This is a genomic window from Phycisphaerae bacterium (genome assembly GCA_035275405.1).
GTDB lineage: Bacteria > Planctomycetota > Phycisphaerae > UBA1845 > UTPLA1 > DATEMU01.
This window is the reverse complement of record DATEMU010000015.1, coordinates 238282-257697: the sequence shown is the minus strand read 5'-3', so window position 1 is coordinate 257697 and position 19416 is coordinate 238282. Positions and strand designations below refer to the sequence as shown.

The following is a 19416-nucleotide window of genomic DNA, read 5'->3' as shown; positions in this document are numbered from 1 at the left end:
GAACCGACCAGCGAATAGCCACAGATGGGACAAATCAGCATTTCATTTTGATGCAACTCACGCACAATCTGCCGACGAACGTAACGAGGCCAATAGGCATAAAAGAGCGCCTGCAAGTAGATCGGAACAAATGCGATCATCATCCATGGCCTGAAGCGACTTTGAAAGAAGCAGAAGTTGAACCAAGCCAAACCGAGAACACCTACACAGAGACCGGAATCTCGCACAATCCGAATGCGACTCCAGAAATACTCGGGCATCCACGCTGGCCGCGTAAAGGGAACGCGTTGCCCAATCGGATTTCTCGGCCAAAGCTGAATGTTCCAATCCCAAAGTCCCATCGTGTAAAGCTTGTTCGGGCTGAAGGAAGTTAAGATTGGCCAATCCGCGCCGCGATCTGCGGATCGGCCGGCGCGCCGCGGACTGCGAAGTACCGCGCCTCGGGGTGGTGCGCGATGATCGCGCTCGTCGATTGCTCGGGATCGAGTTGGTACTCCTCGCTGAGCGAAAGTCCGATCCGCCCCGGTTCCAGGAGCGGCCACAACTTCGCCTGGGCCTCCAGGTTCGGGCACGCCGGATAACCGAAGCTATACCGGCTGCCTTGATAGCCCTGTTGAAACAACTTGCGGATGTCGCGGGCATCTTTGCCGGAAATGCCCAATTCCATGCGCACCTGTTTATGGATGAACTCCGCTAGCGCCTCCGCCGCCTCGACGGACAGTCCGTGCAGGTGCAGGTAATCCTTGAACAGGTTCTGCTCAAACCACTGCCGGGCCACCTCCGTCGCACGACCGCCGACCGTCACGATAGAAAACGCGACGACGTCGATCTGCCCGCTCGCGACGGGCCGCCAGAAATCCGCCAGGCACCAGTGCGGCGGCTCGCCCTGCCGCGGGAACGTGAAGCGCATGATCTCAGAGGCTTGAGGCTTGAGGCTTGAGGCTTGAGTGAAAGGTGTCCCCTCTGGTAGCGGCGCATAGATGACGAGTTCGTCACCCTCACTGTTGCACGGCCAGTAACCGTAGATAGCCTGCGGCTGCAATATTCCTTCGTCCGCGCAGCGCTTCGCCAACGTGTGCAGGATCGGCCGCACCTCGGTCTTGATGAATGTCTCGTATTCCTCGCGCTTCCGTCCCCCCGGCGTGTACTGCCACTGCACGCCGAAGAGCATCTTTTCGTTGATAAATGGCAGGACCGTCCGCAGATCAATCCGTTCCACGACGCGCGAACCCCAGAACGGCGGCGTGGGGATCGGATTGTCTATGGCGACGCCGCTCCGCGCGACGCCCGGCCGGCGCATTGTCGCTTCCACCGCCGGCTTGCGCGCCGCGGAAATCACCGGCTTGCCCTCCTCCACAAGCGGCTTGCCCTCCGAGAGCCGCTTCATCAGCGCGAGCCCCTCAAACGCATCCTTAGCATACGCAACCGGCCCATGATAAATGCCGCGTAGGTCCTGCTCGACGTACGCCCGCGTCAGCGCCGCACCGCCGAGGATGACCGGCATCGTCAGCCCCCGCTCGTTCAACACCGCCAAATCATCGCGCATCACGAGCGTCGACTTCACGAGCAGCCCCGACAGACCGATCGCATCCGCCCCATGTTTCTCAAACGCCTCAATGATGCTCGCGATCGGCTGCTTGATTCCGAGGTTGTGGACCGTATAGCCGTTGTTGCTCAGGATGATGTCCACTAGGTTCTTGCCGATGTCGTGGACGTCGCCCTTGACCGTCGCGAGCACGATGGTCCCCTTGCTCTGCCCGGCGACGCGTTCCATGTGCGGTTCGAGCAGGGCCACGGCCGCTTTCATGGTCTCAGCCGACGAGAGCACGAACGGGAGCTGCATCTTGCCCGACCCGAACAGCTCGCCAACAACCTTCATCCCGTCGAGCAGGAATGTGTTGATGATGTCCAACGGCTTGTACCGCTGCCTCGCCTCGTCGAGGTCTTTGTCGATCCCGATCCGGTCGCCGTCGATGATCCGCTGCTTAAGCCGCTCTTCTAACGGCAGGTCCGCGAGCGTGGTCTTCTTCTCGCCGATCTTCTCACCCTCTCCGAACAGGCCGATGAAGTGATGCAGCGGATCGCGTCCGTCCCGCCTGCGGTCGTAGATTAAATCGAGCGCCGCCTCCCAGCGCTCGTCGCTGATCTTGTTCCGCGGGAGGATCTTGCTTGCGTGAACGATCGCCGCCGTCAGACCCCGCGCGATCGCCTCCTGAAGAAAAACGGAATTCAGCACCGCCCGTGCTACGGGGGCCAATCCGAAGCTCACGTTGGACAGTCCCAGGATCGTCCCGCACCGGGGCATTTCCTTCATCAAGACCTCTATCGCGTCCAGCGTCTCCAGCGCCAGCCGCCGATCGGCATCGTTGCCTGTCGTGATGGGAAAAGTCAGGCAGTCAAAGAGGATGTCCTCTTCAGGAATCGCGTATTTTTTCGTCAACAACCCGTGAATCCGCTGGGCGATCTCCACCTTGCGCCCGCACGTCTTGCCCATCGCTTCGACCGGGTCTTCATCGATCGTTAGCGCCACCACCGCCGCCCCGTACTTTTTTAGCAGCGGGCAGACTTTCTGCATCTTCTCCTCGCCGTCCTCCAAATTGACGGAGTTGACGATGCACTTTCCTCCGGCGCGCTTCAATCCCGCTTCGAGGACCTGCCACTCAGTCGAATCCAGCATCAACGGAACGGTCACGTCCTTCACATAGCGCGAGACGATGCGGTCCATGTCCGGGACGCCGTCGCGGCCGACGTAATCCACGCAAACGTCGAGGACGTGCGCGCCTTCGCGGACCTGCTCGCGGCCCACCTCCACGAGCCCGTCGATATCTTCAGCGACGAGAAGGTCTTTAAACTTGCGGCTGCCGTTGGTGTTGCTGCGCTCGCCGACGATAAGAAAGCTGTTGTCCTGGCGCAGTGTGACGGCTTGATAGATGCTGCTGACGCTCGGCTGCCGGATCGGCTGGCGATGTTTGGGGACAATGCCGCGCACGGCCTCCACGACCGCGGCCAGATGCTCTGGCGTCGTCCCGCAGCAGCCCCCAACGATGCTCACGCCATCTTCAACGGCGAACTCGCGCAGCCATTTGGCCAATTCCGCCGGTGTCAACGAATAGTGCGACCGGCCGTCCACCAGTTGCGGCAAGCCCGCGTTCGGCACGACGCTGATCGGCCGCGACGAATACCGCCCGAGATACCGAATATGCTCGGACATCTCCTGCGGACCGGTTGCGCAGTTGATCCCGATGACGCTGATCTGCGGATAGGCCTCCAGCGCCACCAGCGCCGCGCCGATCTCCGTTCCGACAAGCATGGTGCCCGTCGTTTCGATGGTCACCTGGACGATCAGCGGTACCTGCCGCGACCGTTCGTGCATGGCCAGCGTCGCCCCGCACACCGCGGCCTTGGCCTGAAGGATGTCCTGGCATGTCTCGATGATGAGGGCATCCGCGCCGCCGTCCAAAAGCCCGCGGGCCTGTTCGGCGTAGCTGTCCTCCAGCACATCGAAGGTGGTGTGCCCCAGCGTCGGCAGCTTCGTTCCCGGCCCCATCGACCCAAAGACAAACAGCGGCCGATCCGGCTTCTTATTCCGATCGACCACCTTCCGGGCGATCTGGGCCGCCTGCTTATTGATCGCGTGGGTCTGGTCTTCGAGCTTGAACTCCGCGAGGACGATTTTGTTCCCGCCGAAGGTATTGGTTTCAACAGCATCGACGCCGACTTTGATGAACGACTCGTGGATCGCCTCGACGACATCCGGCCGCGAGAGGTTGATGACCTCCGGACAATTCTCGCATCCGCGATAGTCCTTCTCCACGGACAGATCGTGCGCATAGACGCTGGTGCCCATCGCCCCATCCAGGACGACGACGCGCTCGCTCATGATTCTTAACAGCGGATGTTCCACGATCCGATTCCTCGGCCAGCAACACTTAATAATCGATATTCTAGCCGTTTTGGGATAAGGCAGATAGACGCGGCCCGGATCGGACCGCGTTTAGCCAACGTGGGTTCGTTCTCGATTAAGGACCAAAACGTCCGCGACGTTGAGAGTGGAAACGCAACGTGTGCGACCAACGCGATCCAGGAATTCCACCTCTAAGCCATCAGGCGGCAATACCTCCACGATAGTGCCGACATCACCCGCCTGCACTGCGGCCGACTCGTCGGTGCGGACGACGGCAACCAAGTCACAAGGTTTTGGTTTCGTACACATCACCATGATCACGCTTCGGCTTGCATAGTATAGCAATTAGTGACCGCCGAGGACATTTCGCACCGCTTCAACCGCCTTTTCTGCCGCATCCCCCGGAATATCCAAATGCGTCACCGCCCGCAATCGCGTTGGCTGCATCAGCGGGCTGAAGCGCACGCCGTGCGGCTCCAGGCCCTTCAGGAAATCCGCACGGCTAACACCCGTTCCGCCGATGTCGAACATGACGATGTTCGTCTCCACCGCGGCGACGTCGACCTGGATCCCTTTGATCTGCGCGAGGCCTTCCGCGAGCTGCTTCGCCTTCGCATGATCCTCCGCCAGACGGTCGACATGATGCTCCAGCGCATACACGCCCGCCGCGGCGATGATTCCCGCCTGGCGCATCGCCCCGCCGAAGAGGTGCTTATGCCTCCACGCCTGGGCGATGAATTCGCGACTGCCCGCCAGGACCGCCCCCACCGGGCAACCCAGCCCCTTGGAGAGGTCGATCCAGCACGAGTCGAATGGCGCGCAATAGTCCCGCGCCGAAACCGCTGATGCCACGACCGCGTTGAGCAGCCGCGCCCCATCCAAGTGCAGCAATAGCCCATGCTTCCTCGCACACTCGGTCACTGCCCTAATCGCCCCCAACGGCCACACCCGCCCACCACGGAGATTGTGCGTGTTCTCCACGCACACCAGCCGCGACCGTGTAAAGTGGGCATCGTCCGGTCGCAGGCACGCCTCGACTTGCGCCGGCGTGAACACGCCACTGTCCGTCTCGATCAGCCGCAGCGAGGCCCGGCTGTGCACAGCCGGCCCGCCGCCCTCAAAATGCGCCGGATGGCTCGTCGATTCCAGGATAATCTCGTCTCCCGGCCGGCAATGGATCGCGTGGGCGATCAGATTGCACATCGTCCCCGTCGGCAGGAACAGGGCCGCCTCCTTGCCCGTCAGCGCCGCCACCATTTCCTGCAAGCGATTGACGCTTGGGTCCTCGCGTTTCTGCTCGTCCCCCACCTCTGCCTGCGCAATCGCCTGCCGCATCCCCGCCGTCGGCCGGGTCTGAGTGTCACTCGATAGGTCAATGGGAAAGGACTTCATGACAGCCTCGCACCCGCACTCCCGGGGCCTCAAACGCCTCATGGCGTCCTCGCCGGTCGGTCGATAGTATATCCGGTGGCGACCGCCGGGTGCGAGTCCGCGCCTTTCGGGACGCCGCGAGGCAATCTCATGAAGCGAATTCGCCGTACGAAATGGATCATGTTCGCCACAATGACCGTAGGGAGCGTCATGCAACTCTCGACTTGTCGTGAGGAGACGGCTCTGCTCGGCCTCCGCACCGCGATCTCATCCATCACGTTGCCGATCAACACGCTGATTCAACAATTCTTCTTCGTGGTGGGAACAATCTGAACGATTCAGGCCTCGTCAGCTTCATGCGCAGCGATTGCCCTGCCGCTTTTCCCAGACCTCCTCGGCCTCCGGCCTGCGCAAATAGAACGGTATCAGTTCATGCGGAGGCGTGAAAAGTCCCGCCTGCGACATTTCCCAACCCAACCGATGGACCCCGCCCGCGCGCGGCGTCCAGAGAGTTCGCTCGATGATGGCCGCGCCGGATGTCTCGACTGCCGCGCGATGATAGTCAATCCCCTCCCCCATCACCGAGAGTCGCGATCCTTCGTGGAGTAGCACGGCAGGCTCCACCAGCCGCGCCTCGCCGTCGCGTCGATACGCTTCGCCCACCATCGTAAAAGTCGCTCCGAAGACCTGCCCGCGCTTGGCGTCCAGGATGACGGCCAGCCGCTCCGGGGGCGGTGGCACCGAAACCATATTGGCCGCGATCACATCCAGCGTCGCCACCGCGCAAAGCCGGGCCCCCGCGGCCAGTGAAAGGTGCCTCGCAAAGGCCACGGCCACGCGCAGCCCCGTAAAGCTCCCCGGACCGATCGACAAAAAACATTCGTCGACCTCGCCCGGCTGCCACGCGCACTTTTCATGCAGCATCGCCAGCGTCGGCAGCAACTCACGGGCATGCTGGGTCTTCGCGGAAAATGACTGCTCGGCCAATAGCCGCGGCCCCAGCGCCAAAGCCACGGAACCCGTCGCGCTGGAAGTTTCGACGGCGATGATTCGAGGGGCCTGCATCGATTTTTGTGCCTCGCGTGAAAGATTGGGCCTCGCTAGGATAATGATAAGGCATGGGAACGGCCCAAGCCTATTCACCGTGGAGCATCAGACCGATGTCGACTTCCCGATTACTGGTGGAAGACTACGCGGGGATCACCCTCGTCACGTTCACCGATAGCTCCATTCTGGACAACGCCACGATCGACCAGATAGGCAGAGATCTCTACCGCCTTGTGGACGAGGAAAACAAGCAGAAAATCATCATTGATTTCTCCAACGTCAAGTTCCTGTCCTCGCACGCCCTGGGAATCCTCCTGACGCTTCATAAGAAGGCCAAGGGGGTCAATGGATCGCTTTGCCTCTGCGGCGTCCGCAAGGAGCTCATGAAGGTCTTCACGTTGACCGACCTCGACAAGATCTTCAAGTTCTATCCCGACGACAAGGCCGCCCTGGCGGCGCATCATGTCAACCTGTGACGCGTTCTTGACTTCCGTTTTCCTAGTCCATACGATCCGGTCCCTCGCTCATTATGGAGAAACGGAGTTCCCCATTTTCCCCATGAGGCTTAAATGAAGAAGAACTTGATGCTCGTAGTTGTTTGTCTCCCGCTGCTGGCGACGGCGTGTCCTGGCGTCACCCCGATCCCCAGCATCGGCGTCCCGTGCTCGAATAATCTTGACGCGTCCTCGTTTGGGTTCAAGCTGACCATCCCCCCGGATTTCACCTGCACCACGGTACTTCCCAATGATCAGCTTCTTGTCAGCGTCCGCTATCGCCAGAATTCGACGGGCTACATCGCCGCGGTCGTGCTGGCGCCGCCGGGCGCCAACACGGGGTGTGATGAGGACTGCAATACCAACGGCGTGATCGACTCCACCGAAATCGCGGGGAATCCGAGTCTGGACACCAACAATAACGGCAGGCTCGACTCCTGTGACAACGTGGGAGCGCCAACCTGTCAGGAGCAGAATTCCATAACCACTGGAGAGAATATCACCTTCCGGACCTTCCGTATCGCCAGCACCAACCCGGCGTTCATAACCTACCTTGCTTCGGCGAACCTTTCCAACGGCAATGGGTTGGGCATCAGCATGAGCGCGTTGTCGACAACCGACGATCCTTCGCTTCAGACCACTCTTGCTACGATCCTGGAAACCGTAGAATTTACGCCCTGAATTTCTCTGGAGCGATTTCGAGCACTGTGGTATTAAACGTCAAAGTCATTAAGCCCGCCGGATTGCATTCGGCGGGCTTTTCTTTTCAATGCAGCGATGGACCTCTACCGGGCACGATGGCTTCTGCCGATCGATCGCGAGCCGATTGAATCTGGCGAAATGCTCGTCGATAGCGAGCGAATCGTCGCGGTCGGTGACAACCTGGATGCGACCGGCGCCGCTGTCCATGACCTCGGAGACCTTGTCCTCCTGCCCGGTCTTGTTAATCCCCATACGCATCTCGAATTGAGTTGTTACCGGGAAAAGCTCTCTACGGGCTCCCTTTGGGAATGGCTGGAGCAACTCGTGACCCTTCGTCGCCAGCCCGGCGCCGCTCAGGGCGAGCGCGCCGCGGTGCTCGATGGCGCCGCGCAGTCTCTCGCTGCGGGCGTGACCTGCGTCGGCGACATTTCCCGAACCGGGATGAACGTCGAACTCCTTCGCGGATCACCGATCCGCAAAGTCTGTTTCGTCGAACTCTTCAGCGGCGCCAGCCAGCCCCCCTTCGACGCGGCGTCTCTCCGACAAGTATTCCAAGTAGCCTCAACGCACACGGAGCCCGATCGCCTCATGATCGGCCTGTCTCCCCACGCCCCCTACAGCGTCAGTTGGAGCGACCTTTTGGGCGCGATCGAACTCGCGGACACGCACCGCCTCCCGCTCACCATGCACTTCCTCGAAACCCGCGACGAACGGCAATGGTTGGAGGGCGGCGGCGGACCATTGGCGAATTTCCTCGACCGCTTTGGCCTGCCCAACGCTCAAACGGATCGGCCGCGCACCGCAGGAGACGTCCTGGCCCGCTCCGGTCTGCTTGACCGCGCTCCCCTACTCGCCCACGTCAACTACGCCGACGATGATCTGCTCAATATCCTCTCGCAAGGGCCAATTTCGGTCGTTTGGTGCCCCCGCACTCATGCATTCTTTGGTCATTCCCCACACCGCTGGCAGGAGATGATCTCTCTGGGGATAAATGTCTGCCTCGGGACGGACAGCCTCGCCAGTTCACCCAGCCTCTCCATCCTCGATGAACTGCGTTATCTGTATCGTCAGACACCGGATGTCGATCCCGGCCTGTTATTCGACATGGCGACCCGAAGATCGGCGATCGCCCTGGGCATGGGCGACCATTTTGGATCGTTTGCTTCCGGCAAGTATGCGGACTTCGTTGCCATTCCTTGGGACCCGGCCGGTTCCGGCGACCCGAACCTCAACATCTTGGAAAGTGAGTATCCACCGGTAACAACTTGGATTGGCGGCCGTTGCAATGGCCGAGAACCCCGGAATCCGCACTAAGCAATTACCCTAATTGTAAATGAACTGCCAATAAAAAACGCCGTCGACCCGCCTTTTCCCTTGTTTTGTTTACCGTCGTGCGGGTAAACTGGATGACTCGGCCAGGCGTTCCGGTATCCACGCGATTCCCCCCAGTCGCGACCGGACCCTGGCCACTTTTTTCCCTTCTCAGGTCAGCCGCGATAGACTCCCCAGCGGAGGAGTTAGCCTATGCCCGATGACCGCAAGATCCAAGTGGATGACGACTGGAAGAGCCAGGCCGCGCAGGAAAAAGCGCGCCTCGCCGAGACCGCCGACGTCGAGCGGCCACAGGGCATGCCCGAGGCCAGTTTCGCCGGTCTCGTTCAGCTTATCGCCATGCAGGCCCTCGTAGGTCTCGGCGGCTTTGCCGGCCCGGCGGGTCAGGAGATTCCGCCCAATCTTGAACTGGCGAAACACCACATCGACCTTCTGGATATGCTGGATCGCAAAACCAGCGGCAACCTTCAACCCGACGAGAAGCGCCTTCTCGACACCACGCTTCACCAGCTTCGCATGGCTTACGTTGAGGCCGTCCGCGGAGGCACACCCATGCCGCCACCAGGTCGCCACGGCTGATTTCTACTCAGAATCTACTTCTACAGATTCGTCAGCGGGTTTTTACCCTCCCGTAAAGCTCATATGAAATACTATGGGGGGAGTCGTCTATGCGCTTTGCGATCATTGGGACGACGATAGTTTGTTTGACCACGGGATGCGACGCGGGCCCGGAACCGACTCACGCGGCAATCGACGATCGGGGAGCCGTCCTCGCGCAAAGCTCCAATGATACGACTTCGCGCGTCCGCACCGTCGCGTTCGAAAGCGGGACACGCGGGGAACGCTTCATTAGAAACGCCGCTTCCGCGGCCCGGATGCAGGTCGAACTTGGGCGAATTGCCCAACGCCAGGCGAGCGATGCACGCGTGAAGAAACTCGGCCGACAAATGATCGAGGATCATCGGAAAGCGGAACGGGATCTCCTCGATGTCGCGATGGATCGGGATATCACCATTCCCCCGGGCATGACGCCGGCACATCGATCGCTCCTGGGCCAAATTATGCCGCTCTTCGGAGACGCGTTTGATCGCGAGTACCTTCGCATGATGGTCGCGGAACACCTCACCCTGGTGCGCGAATACGACGAAGAGGCCCGCAATGGCCTCGACCCGCAGGTGCGTGACGCCGCCGGGGAAAACCTCCCTCTTCTTCGCGACCATCTGCAGAAAGCCCGCGCATTGGCGAACGCACTGAGCGTCAAGATCGAGGATGAAGAGGCCAGCGTTCCCGGAGCCCCCCGCGAGGCCGAACGCGCCTCGCCCTCACTTTACTAATAATTCGCAAGCCTTGTCCTGAAGTTGCGTCAGCGGCCGGGTACTGGCCGCACCGTTGTAGAAGAATGCGAATGCCACCCAACGGCCCGCCTTGGTTTGGGCATAGCCTGCCAGCGTGCGAACACCGTTGATGTAGCCCGTTTTTGCAAACACCCGCCCGCGCGTGGCCGGTCCGCCAAGCCGATCGTCCAGCGTGCCATCTACACCCGCCTTGGAGAGTGTGTCGCGGAGCAGTTCAAAACCGCTTGAGTCGTGGATGTACCGCAGCACCTGCGTCATGGCCGCCGCGCTGATGCGATTCTTCCGCGAGAGACCGCTGCCGTCATCGACGACGGCCCCGGGAGCCGCCCCGGCTTTTTGCAAGAACATCTTCACCGCCGCGCTGCCGTTCTCCCACGTTCCAGCGCCCGATTGCTTATGGCCCAGTGCCTTGATCAGGGCCTCGGCCATCATGCCCAGGCTGTCCTTGCCCGCCCGCGACATCGCCTGCCGAAGGGGCGTTTGTTCGATCGCCACGACATGGCTGTTCTCCGGCATCCCATCGCCCATCACACGGACGCGCTCGCGCACGACATTTCCGCCCACGCGAATACCCTGGGCGACCAGCACGGACCGCAGCACCTGTCCGAAGTGCAGGCCCGGATCGCGCACCGTCACCGGCCCCAGCCGGTCCGATCGCGCGACCGATCCGCCGACAATGATCGTGTCGCTACCCTTGGTGCGCGAGACCCGCGCCGAGTGCTTCTTTCCGGTCACCGTCTGGTTCACCATCTTGACCGCCGCGCCGGAGGGAATCACGCTCACCTGAGCCGGCTTACCCGCCGGACCGGGCTTGATGCTCACGTCGACGCAGTTGGCATTAAAGTTCAGTCCCCCCACCGGCGCTTCGTACCAGGCCTCGAACTGCTCGGGGGGCCAGTTCGGGTGTGTAAATTGCCGGTCGAAAACAGAATCGTCGATCACAATGTTCCCGGGAATCTGCTTGACGCCGGAGGCCTTGAGTTTCTCCGCCCACCCGTGAAAAACCGCGGTGATGGATTTGCCGGAGGCCCGGGCTGGTTTCTCGTCGCCGATTGTCGGATCGCCGCCTCCCACGACGACCAGGTCCTTGCCGCGAACCGCCAGGATCGTCTTGAACTGGTAGTCCTTGCCAAGCTGATCGAGGGCCGCGGACATGACGACAAGCTTCATGTTGCTGGCCGGGATCATCGGCTGCTCGCCGTTGTGATCGTAAAGCACGCGCCCGCTGGGAAGCTCGATGACGCACCCGCCGAACTGCACCCGCTTGTCGGCGTAGCCGGTCAGCACCTTGTCGAGCTGTGCGGCAAGCGAGTTTTCCGCACGGTCTTTAGGCTCGGCCCGCATTATCGCAGTCGTCGCAAGCGGTACGAGCGCCGCGACCGTCATCAGCACAAATGCCGAGCCGCTTCGTTTCCAAGTCCGAGTATGTCGCCGCATCATGACTCCTGATCCTACGAATGCCTTTGCCGCCTGCAAGTTTTGACTTGATCCCTTCGTCCCCGTAGACTCTCACGGAGAGCGTTCACCCTACGCGTCACGATCGATCAACCGAGTCCTCGCCAGGGACGAGGTCCGGCGTTCGATTCTTATCGGGGCAGGGCATGTCCACTATCGGACGGTCTGACAACCCTTCTATTCTCATCGTCGCGGACGTGGCTCAGCCGCCATTTTCCGACGCCGTGGCCGCCTTTACGCGCTCCAGCAAGGCGTTGGCGGTCGCCGCGGATGTGTACGCCGCAACGGCCGAACTCGCCCTTTCGCCGGGTTTACGCCATGTTCTCATCGATGTCCGAAGCCTCGACCCGCAGGAGCGAGCGTTTCTCCAGATCGCCCCGCGCTATTTCCGCGGCGTTCGGTTCTGCGTGGCCGATCTGCCGGGCGCATCCACCCGTCTGCGGCTCGACGAAAATACCCTCCCTTTGAAGACCGTCCAGTCATTTGTTGCCGCGATATTGACGCAACCGCAAGACCTGTCCTCCGAAATCGTTCCGCAGACGCGGCCCTTGCCGGCGTCCGCTTCGATCGCGAGTCCGCCTCCAGCGCCGCCTTCCGCAGTTCCTCCCCTGAGAGCCGCGCCCCGCAAACCGCTTTCCACCGACGGCGTTCCGAGCGATGGCGACGGCCCTTCGCTTCACGAAGCCGTCCGTCGACGTATGGCGAGCGAGGAACCCGCCCCTCCCCAGCGCAAACCGCCCGTCCGCATACCTCCCAAAGCCGCGCCGACGATTTCTCCTCAGGAACTCGACGCGCTGCTGGCTCCCGATGAGAACGTGATCCCGCCCTCCAATCCGGGCGACGGCAATACAGGACGACCGCGATGACTGCCGCCGACGCGACAACTGAGCGGCGCCTTTTGGTCGTAGGCGATCTTCCGCGCCTGGGCCCCATTGTCGCCTCCTGTTTCGCGCCCCAGCGAATTGAAGGGGTTCACACCTACCTGGAGGCCATCGCCGAAATCCCGCGCTCGCCCACCCGCGCAGTGCTGGTCGGCTTCGAGGTCAACTGCCGGCAGCCTGAGGCCGCCATCGCCGCCATGAAACGCGTGGCCGGTGAGTCCCCCGTCGTTTTTTGTTGCGAACCCAATTACGAATCGCTCGGTCGCCGGCTGACCCAACATGGCGCAGACAGCTACGTCATCTTCCCGCCAGAGGCCATCGACCTTGAAGAAGCCCTCGGCATTCCGTCGCGCCGAACGCAGCGCCGCTGGGTCGAAACCCCGGCGATCACTCCCGCGCCGTCGCCGGAAGAGCTGGCCCGCATGGCGGATTTGCTGCCAAAGCTGGCCGAAGGCGCGACCGATTGTCTCGACGCCATGGCCGCCCTCGTCGCCGCGGCGCTTCACGCCCATGATGCAGCGGTTGTTCTTGAAGGCCGGACAGGTATCGCCGGGATGGGCGGCTTCGCGGCCGTGCTGATTGAGCCCATCCTTCAGGAGAATCGGCCCATCGGTCAAATCCGCGTGGGCGCGCGTCGCGACGAATCATTAGTAGGGCAACTCGATTCTTCGAAACCCGCCGCCTCGACGCAGCCTTACACCCACGACGACACCGCCAAACTTCGCCATTATGGCGTCCTCTTCGGTCGCCTGTTAGAAAGCGCCCGGCGAACCGACCAACTCAAGACCCTAGCCTATACCGACGACCTCACCGGCCTGCCCAATCGGCGCCGGCTGCTCGAGTTTCTCGAGGAAAAGCTCTCCCTTGCCGCAGACGCCCAGGCTACGGTCACGGCCCTCGTCTTCGACATCGACGATTTCAAGCGTTACAACGACACCTACGGCCACGATGCCGGGGACGAAATTCTCATCGAAGTCGGCAAGCTCTTTGTTCAATGCTGCCGCAAGTCCGACCTGGTCGCCCGCTACGGCGGCGACGAGTTCGTCGTCGTCTTCTGGGACCCCGAAGGCCCCCGTACCGCCGGCTCGCAGCACCCCCATGCCTTTCGCGCCGTGGTGGATCGCTTTCGAGAGGCCCTGCGAAGCCACTCTTTTTCCCGTTTGGGCCCCGAAGCGGTCGGCTGCCTGACCATCAGCGGCGGTCTCGCCCATTTCCCTTGGCAGGCCCGTACGGCTCATGAGTTGATCAAGGCTGCCGACCAGGCGCTACTGCGGGCCAAAGAGGCTGGGAAGAACCGGTTCTGGGTCACTGGCGAAGGTGCCGGCCCTGGCCCGTCAGCTTAAATTGTCGCGGCTCGCGCACGCCCCATAACCGCGATATCCAATGTCCATTTTTCTCTTGTTTTCAAAAAAGATAACGTTAAATTGGTATTCCCAGGGGAGAGAATCACCCCCGGTGGCCCAGTGCCGCCGGATGTTGAGAAACAACGATGCCAGTCGAAATTGTTCGGGCCCCCATTGATGCGGAACTTTTGCGCCAACATCGCGATCGTGCAGCGGCTGTGTTGCCCGAATACGACGCGGATGGCCTCCTGATCTTTCGCGACACCAACATCCTCGGCTTCTGCGGCGTACCCCTCGCGCCAACCGACCGACTGGTCTGCGCCCTCTTGAATCGCGACGGCGCTGTCGGCTTCATTGTTCCCGCCTTTGAGGCTGCGATCGCCGACGGCATCCTTGCGGACAACGAGATCTTCGATTGGCGCGAGCACGAAGACCCTTATGCGACCGTCGCGAAGGCCGCCAAATCCCTCGGCCTCGCCGGCGGGACGATCCTGCTCGATCCTCATACGTGGCTCGATGCCTCGACGCGCCTGGTCGCCCACCTGCCGGGAACCCGCCTGATCCCTGATCCCGGCGTGATCGAGAGCGTGCGGATCACCAAAAGCCCCGACGAGTTGGCGATCGTCCGCGAGGCCTGCCGCGACACGGGGCGGATTTTCGCGATTATCAAACGTCTACTCCGCCGGGGAATCACCGAAAGGGACCTTCGCCGCGAGGCCTATGAACACCTCAATCGCGCGGGGGTGACTCCCTTTGGTGAACTTATCCAGGGGGGAGAGTCCGCGGCGATCCCACATCAACCGACCAGCGACCGTCGATTCCGCGAGGGAGACGCTGTCATCGTCGATTTCGCCGCCTATCGTGGCGGCTATTTGGGCGACATGACCCGCACCTTCGCGATCGGCGAGATGGACGAAGACATCCGCCGGGCTTACGCGATCGTCCGCGAGGCGCAAAAGGCCGCCATCGCCGCCGTCCGCCCTGGCGTCACTTGCGAATCCGTCGATCAAGTCGCGCGGGCGATCATCGAAGACGCCGGCCTGGGAGATTACTTCTCCCATCGACTCGGGCACGGCGTAGGGCTGAATATTCACGAACCGCCCTACCTTGTGCGCGGCAACCGCCAACCACTGGCCGCGGGAATGTGTGTGACCGTCGAACCGGGCGTCTATGTCCCCGGGCGCTATGGAATCCGCATCGAGGATGTGGTGGCGGTGACCGATGACGGCTGCGAGGTCCTGACAAGCGAAGTGCCGACGGACATGTCCGAAGAATTCGCGTAGCGCCCCCTCGGAACTGAACCACATCATTCTGCTGGTTCAATCGTCGCCGACATGCTTCCCTTACAGCGTGGAATTCGCCAATCGGCCCCGTAGGCGTGGATCTGATCTCTTTTCAGCTCCGCCCGTTCGAGCGAGGTCGTGTCCACGATCACTCGGCCGGTCGTATCGACCTCCTTGGCCATGTGCATGGCCGTGGGCGTGGCGTGGCCAAAGACCTTCCCGAGCATCTCGATGACGTAATCGTAAGTGTGGTCGTCGTCGTCGAGTAGGATGACGTGATACGGCGGGATGAGCTTGGGCTTGTTCGCCGGCCTCGCAGCAGCGGTTTTGGGCTTCTGCTTCGTAGTTGTTGCCGACACAGACATTTTGTCATCCCATATTCTTGATCACCGCATCCCCGAACTCGCTGCACTTCAAAAGCGTCGCCCCTTCCATCAGCCGGTGCAGATCGTACGTCACGCGCTTCGCGGCGATCGCCCCCTCCACACCCTTGATGATCAGGTCGGCGGCTTCCGTCCAACCCATGTACCGCAGCATCATCTCGCCCGAAAGTATCACGCTGCCGGGGTTGACCTTGTCCTGGTCGGCGTATTTGGGGGCTGTGCCGTGCGTCGCCTCGAAGACGGCGTGACCGGAGATGTAATTGATGTTGCCGCCGGGGGCGATCCCGATCCCGCCCACGCACGCCGCCAGGGCGTCGGAGACGTAATCGCCATTGAGGTTCAGCGTCGCGATAACGTCATAATCGGCCGGTCGAGTGAGAATCTGCTGCAGGAACGCATCCGCAATCACGTCCTTGATGACGAGACCGGCCCCGGGGCGGCCGTCGGGAATCTTACACCACGGTCCACCGTCCAGCTCGACCGCGCCGTAGAACTCCCTGGCGACTTGATAACCCCAATCACGAAAGGCGCCCTCCGTGAATTTCATGATGTTGCCCTTGTGGACCAGCGTGACGCTCTTGCGCTTGTTCTTGATGGCGTAACCGAGGGCGCTGTGCACCAATCGCTCGGTGCCGAGGTAGCTGACAGGCTTGAAACCGATGCCAACCTGCACGGGCATCTCGCGCTTGGGCGCCCCGATGGCCTCCAACTGCCTGAGCCACGCTTCCGTTTTTTCCCTGGTGCCGAAACGAACCTTCCCGAACTCCTTGGGAAACTCCTTGCCGAGAAAGTCGAGGATCTTTTGCGACTCCGGGGTTCCGCCCGCATATTCGATTCCCGCGTAAATGTCCTCCGTGTTCTCGCGGAAGATCACCATCTCGACCTGCTCGGGCTGACGAACCGGCGAGGGGACGCCTTTGAAGTAGCGAACGGGCCGAAGGCAAACGAACAGGTCCAGCGTTTGGCGAAGAGCCACATTGAGGGAGCGAATGCCGCCGCCGACGGGAGTAGTCAATGGCCCCTTGATTCCCACAAGGTAGTCTTTGAACGCCTGCACCGTCTCATCGGGCAGCCAGTTTCCGGTCTTCTTGAAGGCCTTCTCCCCCGCGAGGACTTCCATCCAATCAATCTTCCGCTCTCCTCGATAGGCGCGCTCGACGGCGGCGTCAAAGACGCGAACCGACGCCCGCCAGATATCCGGGCCCGTCCCGTCGCCCTCGATAAAGGGGATGATCGGGTGATGGGGAACGGAAAGTCGTTCTGCTGGACCGCGGCTGATCTTTTCGCCAGGCATGGGGTTCACCTCCGGACGGACTGGTAGGTACAGGCCGAAACACCGTATTTTGAACCCCACATCCTATCAGGAAACCCCGGTTGGACAATGAGAGGGACGCCGCAAGCGGCACCCCGTGCGCGCTAAAAGCGCCGCCACACAGGGTAGACGAAAGGGATTCGTGCCCTTCAAGCAACGGAGAGGGGCCGGGTATGGGCTACGCGGCCACCTCGGTCGCCTCCAGCCTCGCCTGAAGAGCGAAAAGCGCTGCCTGCAGCGCCTCCAGTTTCTGGCGATAGGCCGGCCGATCCGTACGGTGAATCTCGACGCCCAGATCGGTCAACCGTTCGCGGATCAACTCCTGGAGCGTCTCTTGGTCCTCTTTGTTCAACTCAAGCACCATCGCAGCACCTCCCATGGGGCGCGCCCAATTGCCCCACAAAATTCTATGCACGATCCATGCCAGTCGCATCACGTTCGCCGCCGACCTTTCACCGATGTTATTAAGCAGGCTGGCGTTTTATAATCGGGGGCCCGGGACGCTGGTTCCGCGCGACCGATAGAAGTGTCGAAACTGCGTTTTTCCGGTTGGCGAATGAGCGGATCTACCTCAGCATCCAGCGCACCTGGATTCCCTCGTCTGCAGGGCGCGTTATTGACGCTGGTGTCGCTCCTATCGATGGAATCGGTCGGCCTCGGATTGCCGCCGGGCTTTGTCGAGGAAGACGTTCTGAGCGGGCTTACACAGCCGGTCGGCGTGACCTTTTCCACCGATGGTCGGCTGTTCTTCTGGGAAAAGGCCGGCCGGGTCTTTGTCGTCGAAAACGGCGTCAAGAGACTCCTTATCGATATCTCCGCCGAGGTGTTGAATTGGTGGGACCACGGGCTGTTGGGGTTTGCCCTGGATCCCGACTTCAACACGAACGGTTACCTGTACCTTCTGTACGCGGTGGATTACGAGTACCTCGTGGCGAACGGCGATCCACAGGGAACGAATCCGTTGGGAGGAGCGCCGGATCAAATGCGGGATACCATCGGCCGATTGACCCGGTATACGTGCAACAGTCCTTCGGCGACTCCCACGGTGGACCTTGAAAGCTGGACGATCCTGATTGGCCACTGGCAAACCAATCCCACTCCGCCACATGTCACCGATGGCATCCCTATCACCAGCTCATCGCACGGCCCGGACACACTGGTGTTCGCCGCGGACGGCACCTTGTTGGTTAGCGTTGGGGATGGTGGACAATGGCACAACCCCGACAGCGGCGGCTCACGAGTCACACCGTACAGCACGAACACGGCGGAGAGCGACGGAATCCTCACTCTGCCCGAGCAAGTGGGGTCATTCCGAGCCCAGCTCGTCAACTCGTACAACGGGAAGATCCTCCGCCTCGATGTAGATTCCATCGATCCGGTGCTCGGCTGTGCCGGAGTTGCCAGCAATCCGTACTATGAGGCGGCGAGCCCCTACGCTCCCAGGTCCAAGACCTGGGCGATGGGGTTTCGTAACCCCTATCGGTTTTCGCTTCGTCCGGGCACGGGGCAGGCCGATCCCCTGGCCGGCGAGCCCGGAACGATCTACGTGGGCGACGTGGGCGTGAACAACTGGGAAGAGATGGATGTGGTATCGGCCGCGCTGGCCCGCACGGGGAAAGCGAACTACGGCTGGCCGCGCTTTGAGGGGATGAGCCTGGCGGCCGGTTTCCCCTCGATCCAAAAGGCCAATCGGGACGCGCCGAATCCACTGTTCGACGGCATCGCATGTACGCAGGAGTTTTTTTACTTCAATGACCTGTTGATCGAGGCGGTCGATACGAAACTCCTGACTCCGTCGTGGCCGAATCCGTGCGACAGCGAAGAATCAATTCCATCGGAATTGACCTACCTGCACCAACGCCCGCTCTTCGACTGGCGCCACGGTATCGCGCAAACGCGGGTGCCTATTTTCAATGCCAATGGGACTGCGGCGACAGTGAACATCGACGATCCTGCATCGCCAATCATCGGGGCCAGTTTTGCGGGGCCGTGTGCGTTTGGCGGCCTCTTTTACACCGGGGATAAGTTTCCGGCCGAATATCAGGGCACGTACTTCTTCGCCGATTGCTGGGTAGGCTGGATCCGCAATCTCGTGGTGGACCGGAACGACGCAGCCCTGGAGATCCGCGATTTCCAGGCCTTGACCGACGGAAAGCCCGTATGTTTTGCCTTCGACCCCGCCGGATATGGTCTCTACTACGCGAGCTTTACCAGCCAAAAAATCAAACGGATTGCCGTCGATTGCAACGCCAACGGATCGGGCGACGACCTCGACATCGCCCTCGAAACGAGTCGCGATTGCAATGTCAACGGCCTTCCCGATGAATGCGACCCCGAGTCGCGGGATATCGACCTGATGGTGGGCCAGCTTCTGGCCGCGACGCAGAACCCCCTCCTGGTCTGCATGTTGGATTCCAACGCCGACAACCAATTGGACGGAAGAGACATCACCGCATTCGTGGATGCATTGGTCGGCCCGTGAATTCGCCCCCCGATCACCCGGAACATCAAGTTTTTTCCACTCGATTCCCTGGATGAATTCACTATAATGCGC

At 61.3% G+C, this 19416-nt stretch carries 17 protein-coding genes; 10 read left to right on the top strand and 7 right to left on the bottom strand.

Translation table 11 applies throughout. The annotated features are described in order from the left end of the window. Nucleotides 1-370 precede the first annotated feature (370 nt). On the bottom strand, nucleotides 371-3904 hold the full coding sequence (gene metH / locus VJZ71_18830) for a methionine synthase (GenBank protein ID HKQ50139.1): 3534 nt from the start codon (nucleotides 3902-3904) through the stop codon (nucleotides 371-373). A 345-nt stretch (nucleotides 3905-4249) separates the two neighbouring features. Further along, nucleotides 4250-5296 (bottom strand): GntG family PLP-dependent aldolase, encoded by a 1047-nt coding sequence (locus VJZ71_18825; GenBank protein HKQ50138.1) that lies wholly within the window; start codon nucleotides 5294-5296, stop codon nucleotides 4250-4252. A gap of 129 nt (nucleotides 5297-5425) precedes the next feature. On the opposite strand from VJZ71_18825, the gene VJZ71_18820 reads away from it, so the two are divergent. Next, nucleotides 5426-5608, top strand: a complete 183-nt coding sequence (locus VJZ71_18820) for a hypothetical protein (GenBank protein ID HKQ50137.1) — start codon at nucleotides 5426-5428, stop codon at nucleotides 5606-5608. 21 nt (nucleotides 5609-5629) lie between these two features. Here the strand turns inward: VJZ71_18820 and tsaB are convergent, their stop codons facing one another. Beyond that, complete coding sequence (tsaB, locus tag VJZ71_18815; protein HKQ50136.1) at nucleotides 5630-6340, bottom strand: tRNA (adenosine(37)-N6)-threonylcarbamoyltransferase complex dimerization subunit type 1 TsaB; 711 nt, start codon at nucleotides 6338-6340, stop codon at nucleotides 5630-5632. Between the two features lie 95 nt (nucleotides 6341-6435). Here tsaB and VJZ71_18810 point away from each other — a divergent pair, with 95 nt between their 5' ends. The 5 genes from VJZ71_18810 (at nucleotide 6436) to VJZ71_18790 (ending at nucleotide 10184) form a co-directional block, all read left to right on the top strand. Further along, nucleotides 6436-6798: an STAS domain-containing protein gene (locus VJZ71_18810; GenBank protein HKQ50135.1), complete on the top strand. Its 363-nt coding sequence runs from the start codon at nucleotides 6436-6438 to the stop codon at nucleotides 6796-6798. Nucleotides 6799-6891: 93 nt separating this feature from the next. Continuing rightward, on the top strand, nucleotides 6892-7497 hold the full coding sequence (locus tag VJZ71_18805) for a hypothetical protein (GenBank protein ID HKQ50134.1): 606 nt from the start codon (nucleotides 6892-6894) through the stop codon (nucleotides 7495-7497). Between the two features lie 96 nt (nucleotides 7498-7593). Next, entirely contained in the window at nucleotides 7594-8832 is a 1239-nt protein-coding gene (locus VJZ71_18800) for an amidohydrolase family protein (GenBank protein ID HKQ50133.1), read from the top strand. A gap of 210 nt (nucleotides 8833-9042) precedes the next feature. Continuing rightward, nucleotides 9043-9429: a DUF1844 domain-containing protein gene (locus tag VJZ71_18795; GenBank protein HKQ50132.1), complete on the top strand. Its 387-nt coding sequence runs from the start codon at nucleotides 9043-9045 to the stop codon at nucleotides 9427-9429. A gap of 89 nt (nucleotides 9430-9518) precedes the next feature. After that, nucleotides 9519-10184 (top strand): DUF4142 domain-containing protein, encoded by a 666-nt coding sequence (locus VJZ71_18790; protein HKQ50131.1) that lies wholly within the window; start codon nucleotides 9519-9521, stop codon nucleotides 10182-10184. On the opposite strand, the gene dacB is transcribed toward VJZ71_18790, so the two are convergent. Further along, the gene (gene dacB, locus VJZ71_18785; protein HKQ50130.1) at nucleotides 10173-11645 is read right to left on the bottom strand and encodes a D-alanyl-D-alanine carboxypeptidase/D-alanyl-D-alanine-endopeptidase; all 1473 of its coding nucleotides are present in this window, start codon (nucleotides 11643-11645) and stop codon (nucleotides 10173-10175) included. The genes VJZ71_18790 and dacB overlap by 12 nt on opposite strands. 161 nt (nucleotides 11646-11806) lie before the next feature. Between dacB and VJZ71_18780 the strand changes: the two genes are divergently transcribed. The 3 genes from VJZ71_18780 (at nucleotide 11807) to VJZ71_18770 (ending at nucleotide 15167) form a co-directional block, all read left to right on the top strand. After that, nucleotides 11807-12526, top strand: a complete 720-nt coding sequence (locus VJZ71_18780) for a hypothetical protein (GenBank protein ID HKQ50129.1) — start codon at nucleotides 11807-11809, stop codon at nucleotides 12524-12526. Continuing rightward, the gene (locus tag VJZ71_18775) at nucleotides 12523-13884 is read left to right on the top strand and encodes a GGDEF domain-containing protein (protein HKQ50128.1); all 1362 of its coding nucleotides are present in this window, start codon (nucleotides 12523-12525) and stop codon (nucleotides 13882-13884) included. The genes VJZ71_18780 and VJZ71_18775 overlap by 4 nt, the downstream gene beginning before the upstream one ends. Before the next feature lie 146 nt (nucleotides 13885-14030). Then, entirely contained in the window at nucleotides 14031-15167 is a 1137-nt protein-coding gene (locus VJZ71_18770) for a Xaa-Pro peptidase family protein (protein HKQ50127.1), read from the top strand. A gap of 23 nt (nucleotides 15168-15190) precedes the next feature. Here the strand turns inward: VJZ71_18770 and VJZ71_18765 are convergent, their stop codons facing one another. From VJZ71_18765 to VJZ71_18755, 3 genes are all read right to left on the bottom strand, one after another. After that, on the bottom strand, nucleotides 15191-15532 hold the full coding sequence (locus VJZ71_18765) for an ATP-dependent Clp protease adaptor ClpS (protein ID HKQ50126.1): 342 nt from the start codon (nucleotides 15530-15532) through the stop codon (nucleotides 15191-15193). Nucleotides 15533-15536: 4 nt separating this feature from the next. Beyond that, nucleotides 15537-16844, bottom strand: a complete 1308-nt coding sequence (gene icd, locus VJZ71_18760; GenBank protein ID HKQ50125.1) for an isocitrate dehydrogenase (NADP(+)) — start codon at nucleotides 16842-16844, stop codon at nucleotides 15537-15539. A 196-nt stretch (nucleotides 16845-17040) separates the two neighbouring features. After that, nucleotides 17041-17226: a hypothetical protein gene (locus tag VJZ71_18755; protein HKQ50124.1), complete on the bottom strand. Its 186-nt coding sequence runs from the start codon at nucleotides 17224-17226 to the stop codon at nucleotides 17041-17043. Nucleotides 17227-17502: 276 nt separating this feature from the next. Between VJZ71_18755 and VJZ71_18750 the strand changes: the two genes are divergently transcribed. Continuing rightward, a complete protein-coding gene (locus tag VJZ71_18750) occupies nucleotides 17503-19344 on the top strand; it encodes a PQQ-dependent sugar dehydrogenase (protein HKQ50123.1) in 1842 nt (613 codons plus the stop codon). The last annotated feature ends 72 nt before the right edge of the window (nucleotides 19345-19416 follow it).

What these genes read in the sequence shown, in the direction of transcription:
- dacB (HKQ50130.1), bottom strand. Translation starts at nt 11,645, where the DNA reads ATGATGCGGCGACATACTCGGACTTGGAAACGAAGCGGCTCGGCATTT.
- VJZ71_18755 (HKQ50124.1), bottom strand. Translation starts at nt 17,226, where the DNA reads ATGGTGCTTGAGTTGAACAAAGAGGACCAAGAGACGCTCCAGGAGTTG.
- VJZ71_18820 (HKQ50137.1), top strand. Translation starts at nt 5,426, where the DNA reads ATGAAGCGAATTCGCCGTACGAAATGGATCATGTTCGCCACAATGACC.
- VJZ71_18825 (HKQ50138.1), bottom strand. Translation starts at nt 5,296, where the DNA reads ATGAAGTCCTTTCCCATTGACCTATCGAGTGACACTCAGACCCGGCCG.
- VJZ71_18770 (HKQ50127.1), top strand. Translation starts at nt 14,031, where the DNA reads ATGCCAGTCGAAATTGTTCGGGCCCCCATTGATGCGGAACTTTTGCGC.
- tsaB (HKQ50136.1), bottom strand. Translation starts at nt 6,340, where the DNA reads ATGCAGGCCCCTCGAATCATCGCCGTCGAAACTTCCAGCGCGACGGGT.
- VJZ71_18805 (HKQ50134.1), top strand. Translation starts at nt 6,892, where the DNA reads ATGAAGAAGAACTTGATGCTCGTAGTTGTTTGTCTCCCGCTGCTGGCG.
- VJZ71_18790 (HKQ50131.1), top strand. Translation starts at nt 9,519, where the DNA reads ATGCGCTTTGCGATCATTGGGACGACGATAGTTTGTTTGACCACGGGA.
- VJZ71_18775 (HKQ50128.1), top strand. Translation starts at nt 12,523, where the DNA reads ATGACTGCCGCCGACGCGACAACTGAGCGGCGCCTTTTGGTCGTAGGC.
- VJZ71_18795 (HKQ50132.1), top strand. Translation starts at nt 9,043, where the DNA reads ATGCCCGATGACCGCAAGATCCAAGTGGATGACGACTGGAAGAGCCAG.
- VJZ71_18765 (HKQ50126.1), bottom strand. Translation starts at nt 15,532, where the DNA reads ATGTCTGTGTCGGCAACAACTACGAAGCAGAAGCCCAAAACCGCTGCT.
- VJZ71_18810 (HKQ50135.1), top strand. Translation starts at nt 6,436, where the DNA reads ATGTCGACTTCCCGATTACTGGTGGAAGACTACGCGGGGATCACCCTC.
- VJZ71_18800 (HKQ50133.1), top strand. Translation starts at nt 7,594, where the DNA reads ATGGACCTCTACCGGGCACGATGGCTTCTGCCGATCGATCGCGAGCCG.
- VJZ71_18780 (HKQ50129.1), top strand. Translation starts at nt 11,807, where the DNA reads ATGTCCACTATCGGACGGTCTGACAACCCTTCTATTCTCATCGTCGCG.
- icd (HKQ50125.1), bottom strand. Translation starts at nt 16,844, where the DNA reads ATGCCTGGCGAAAAGATCAGCCGCGGTCCAGCAGAACGACTTTCCGTT.
- VJZ71_18750 (HKQ50123.1), top strand. Translation starts at nt 17,503, where the DNA reads ATGGAATCGGTCGGCCTCGGATTGCCGCCGGGCTTTGTCGAGGAAGAC.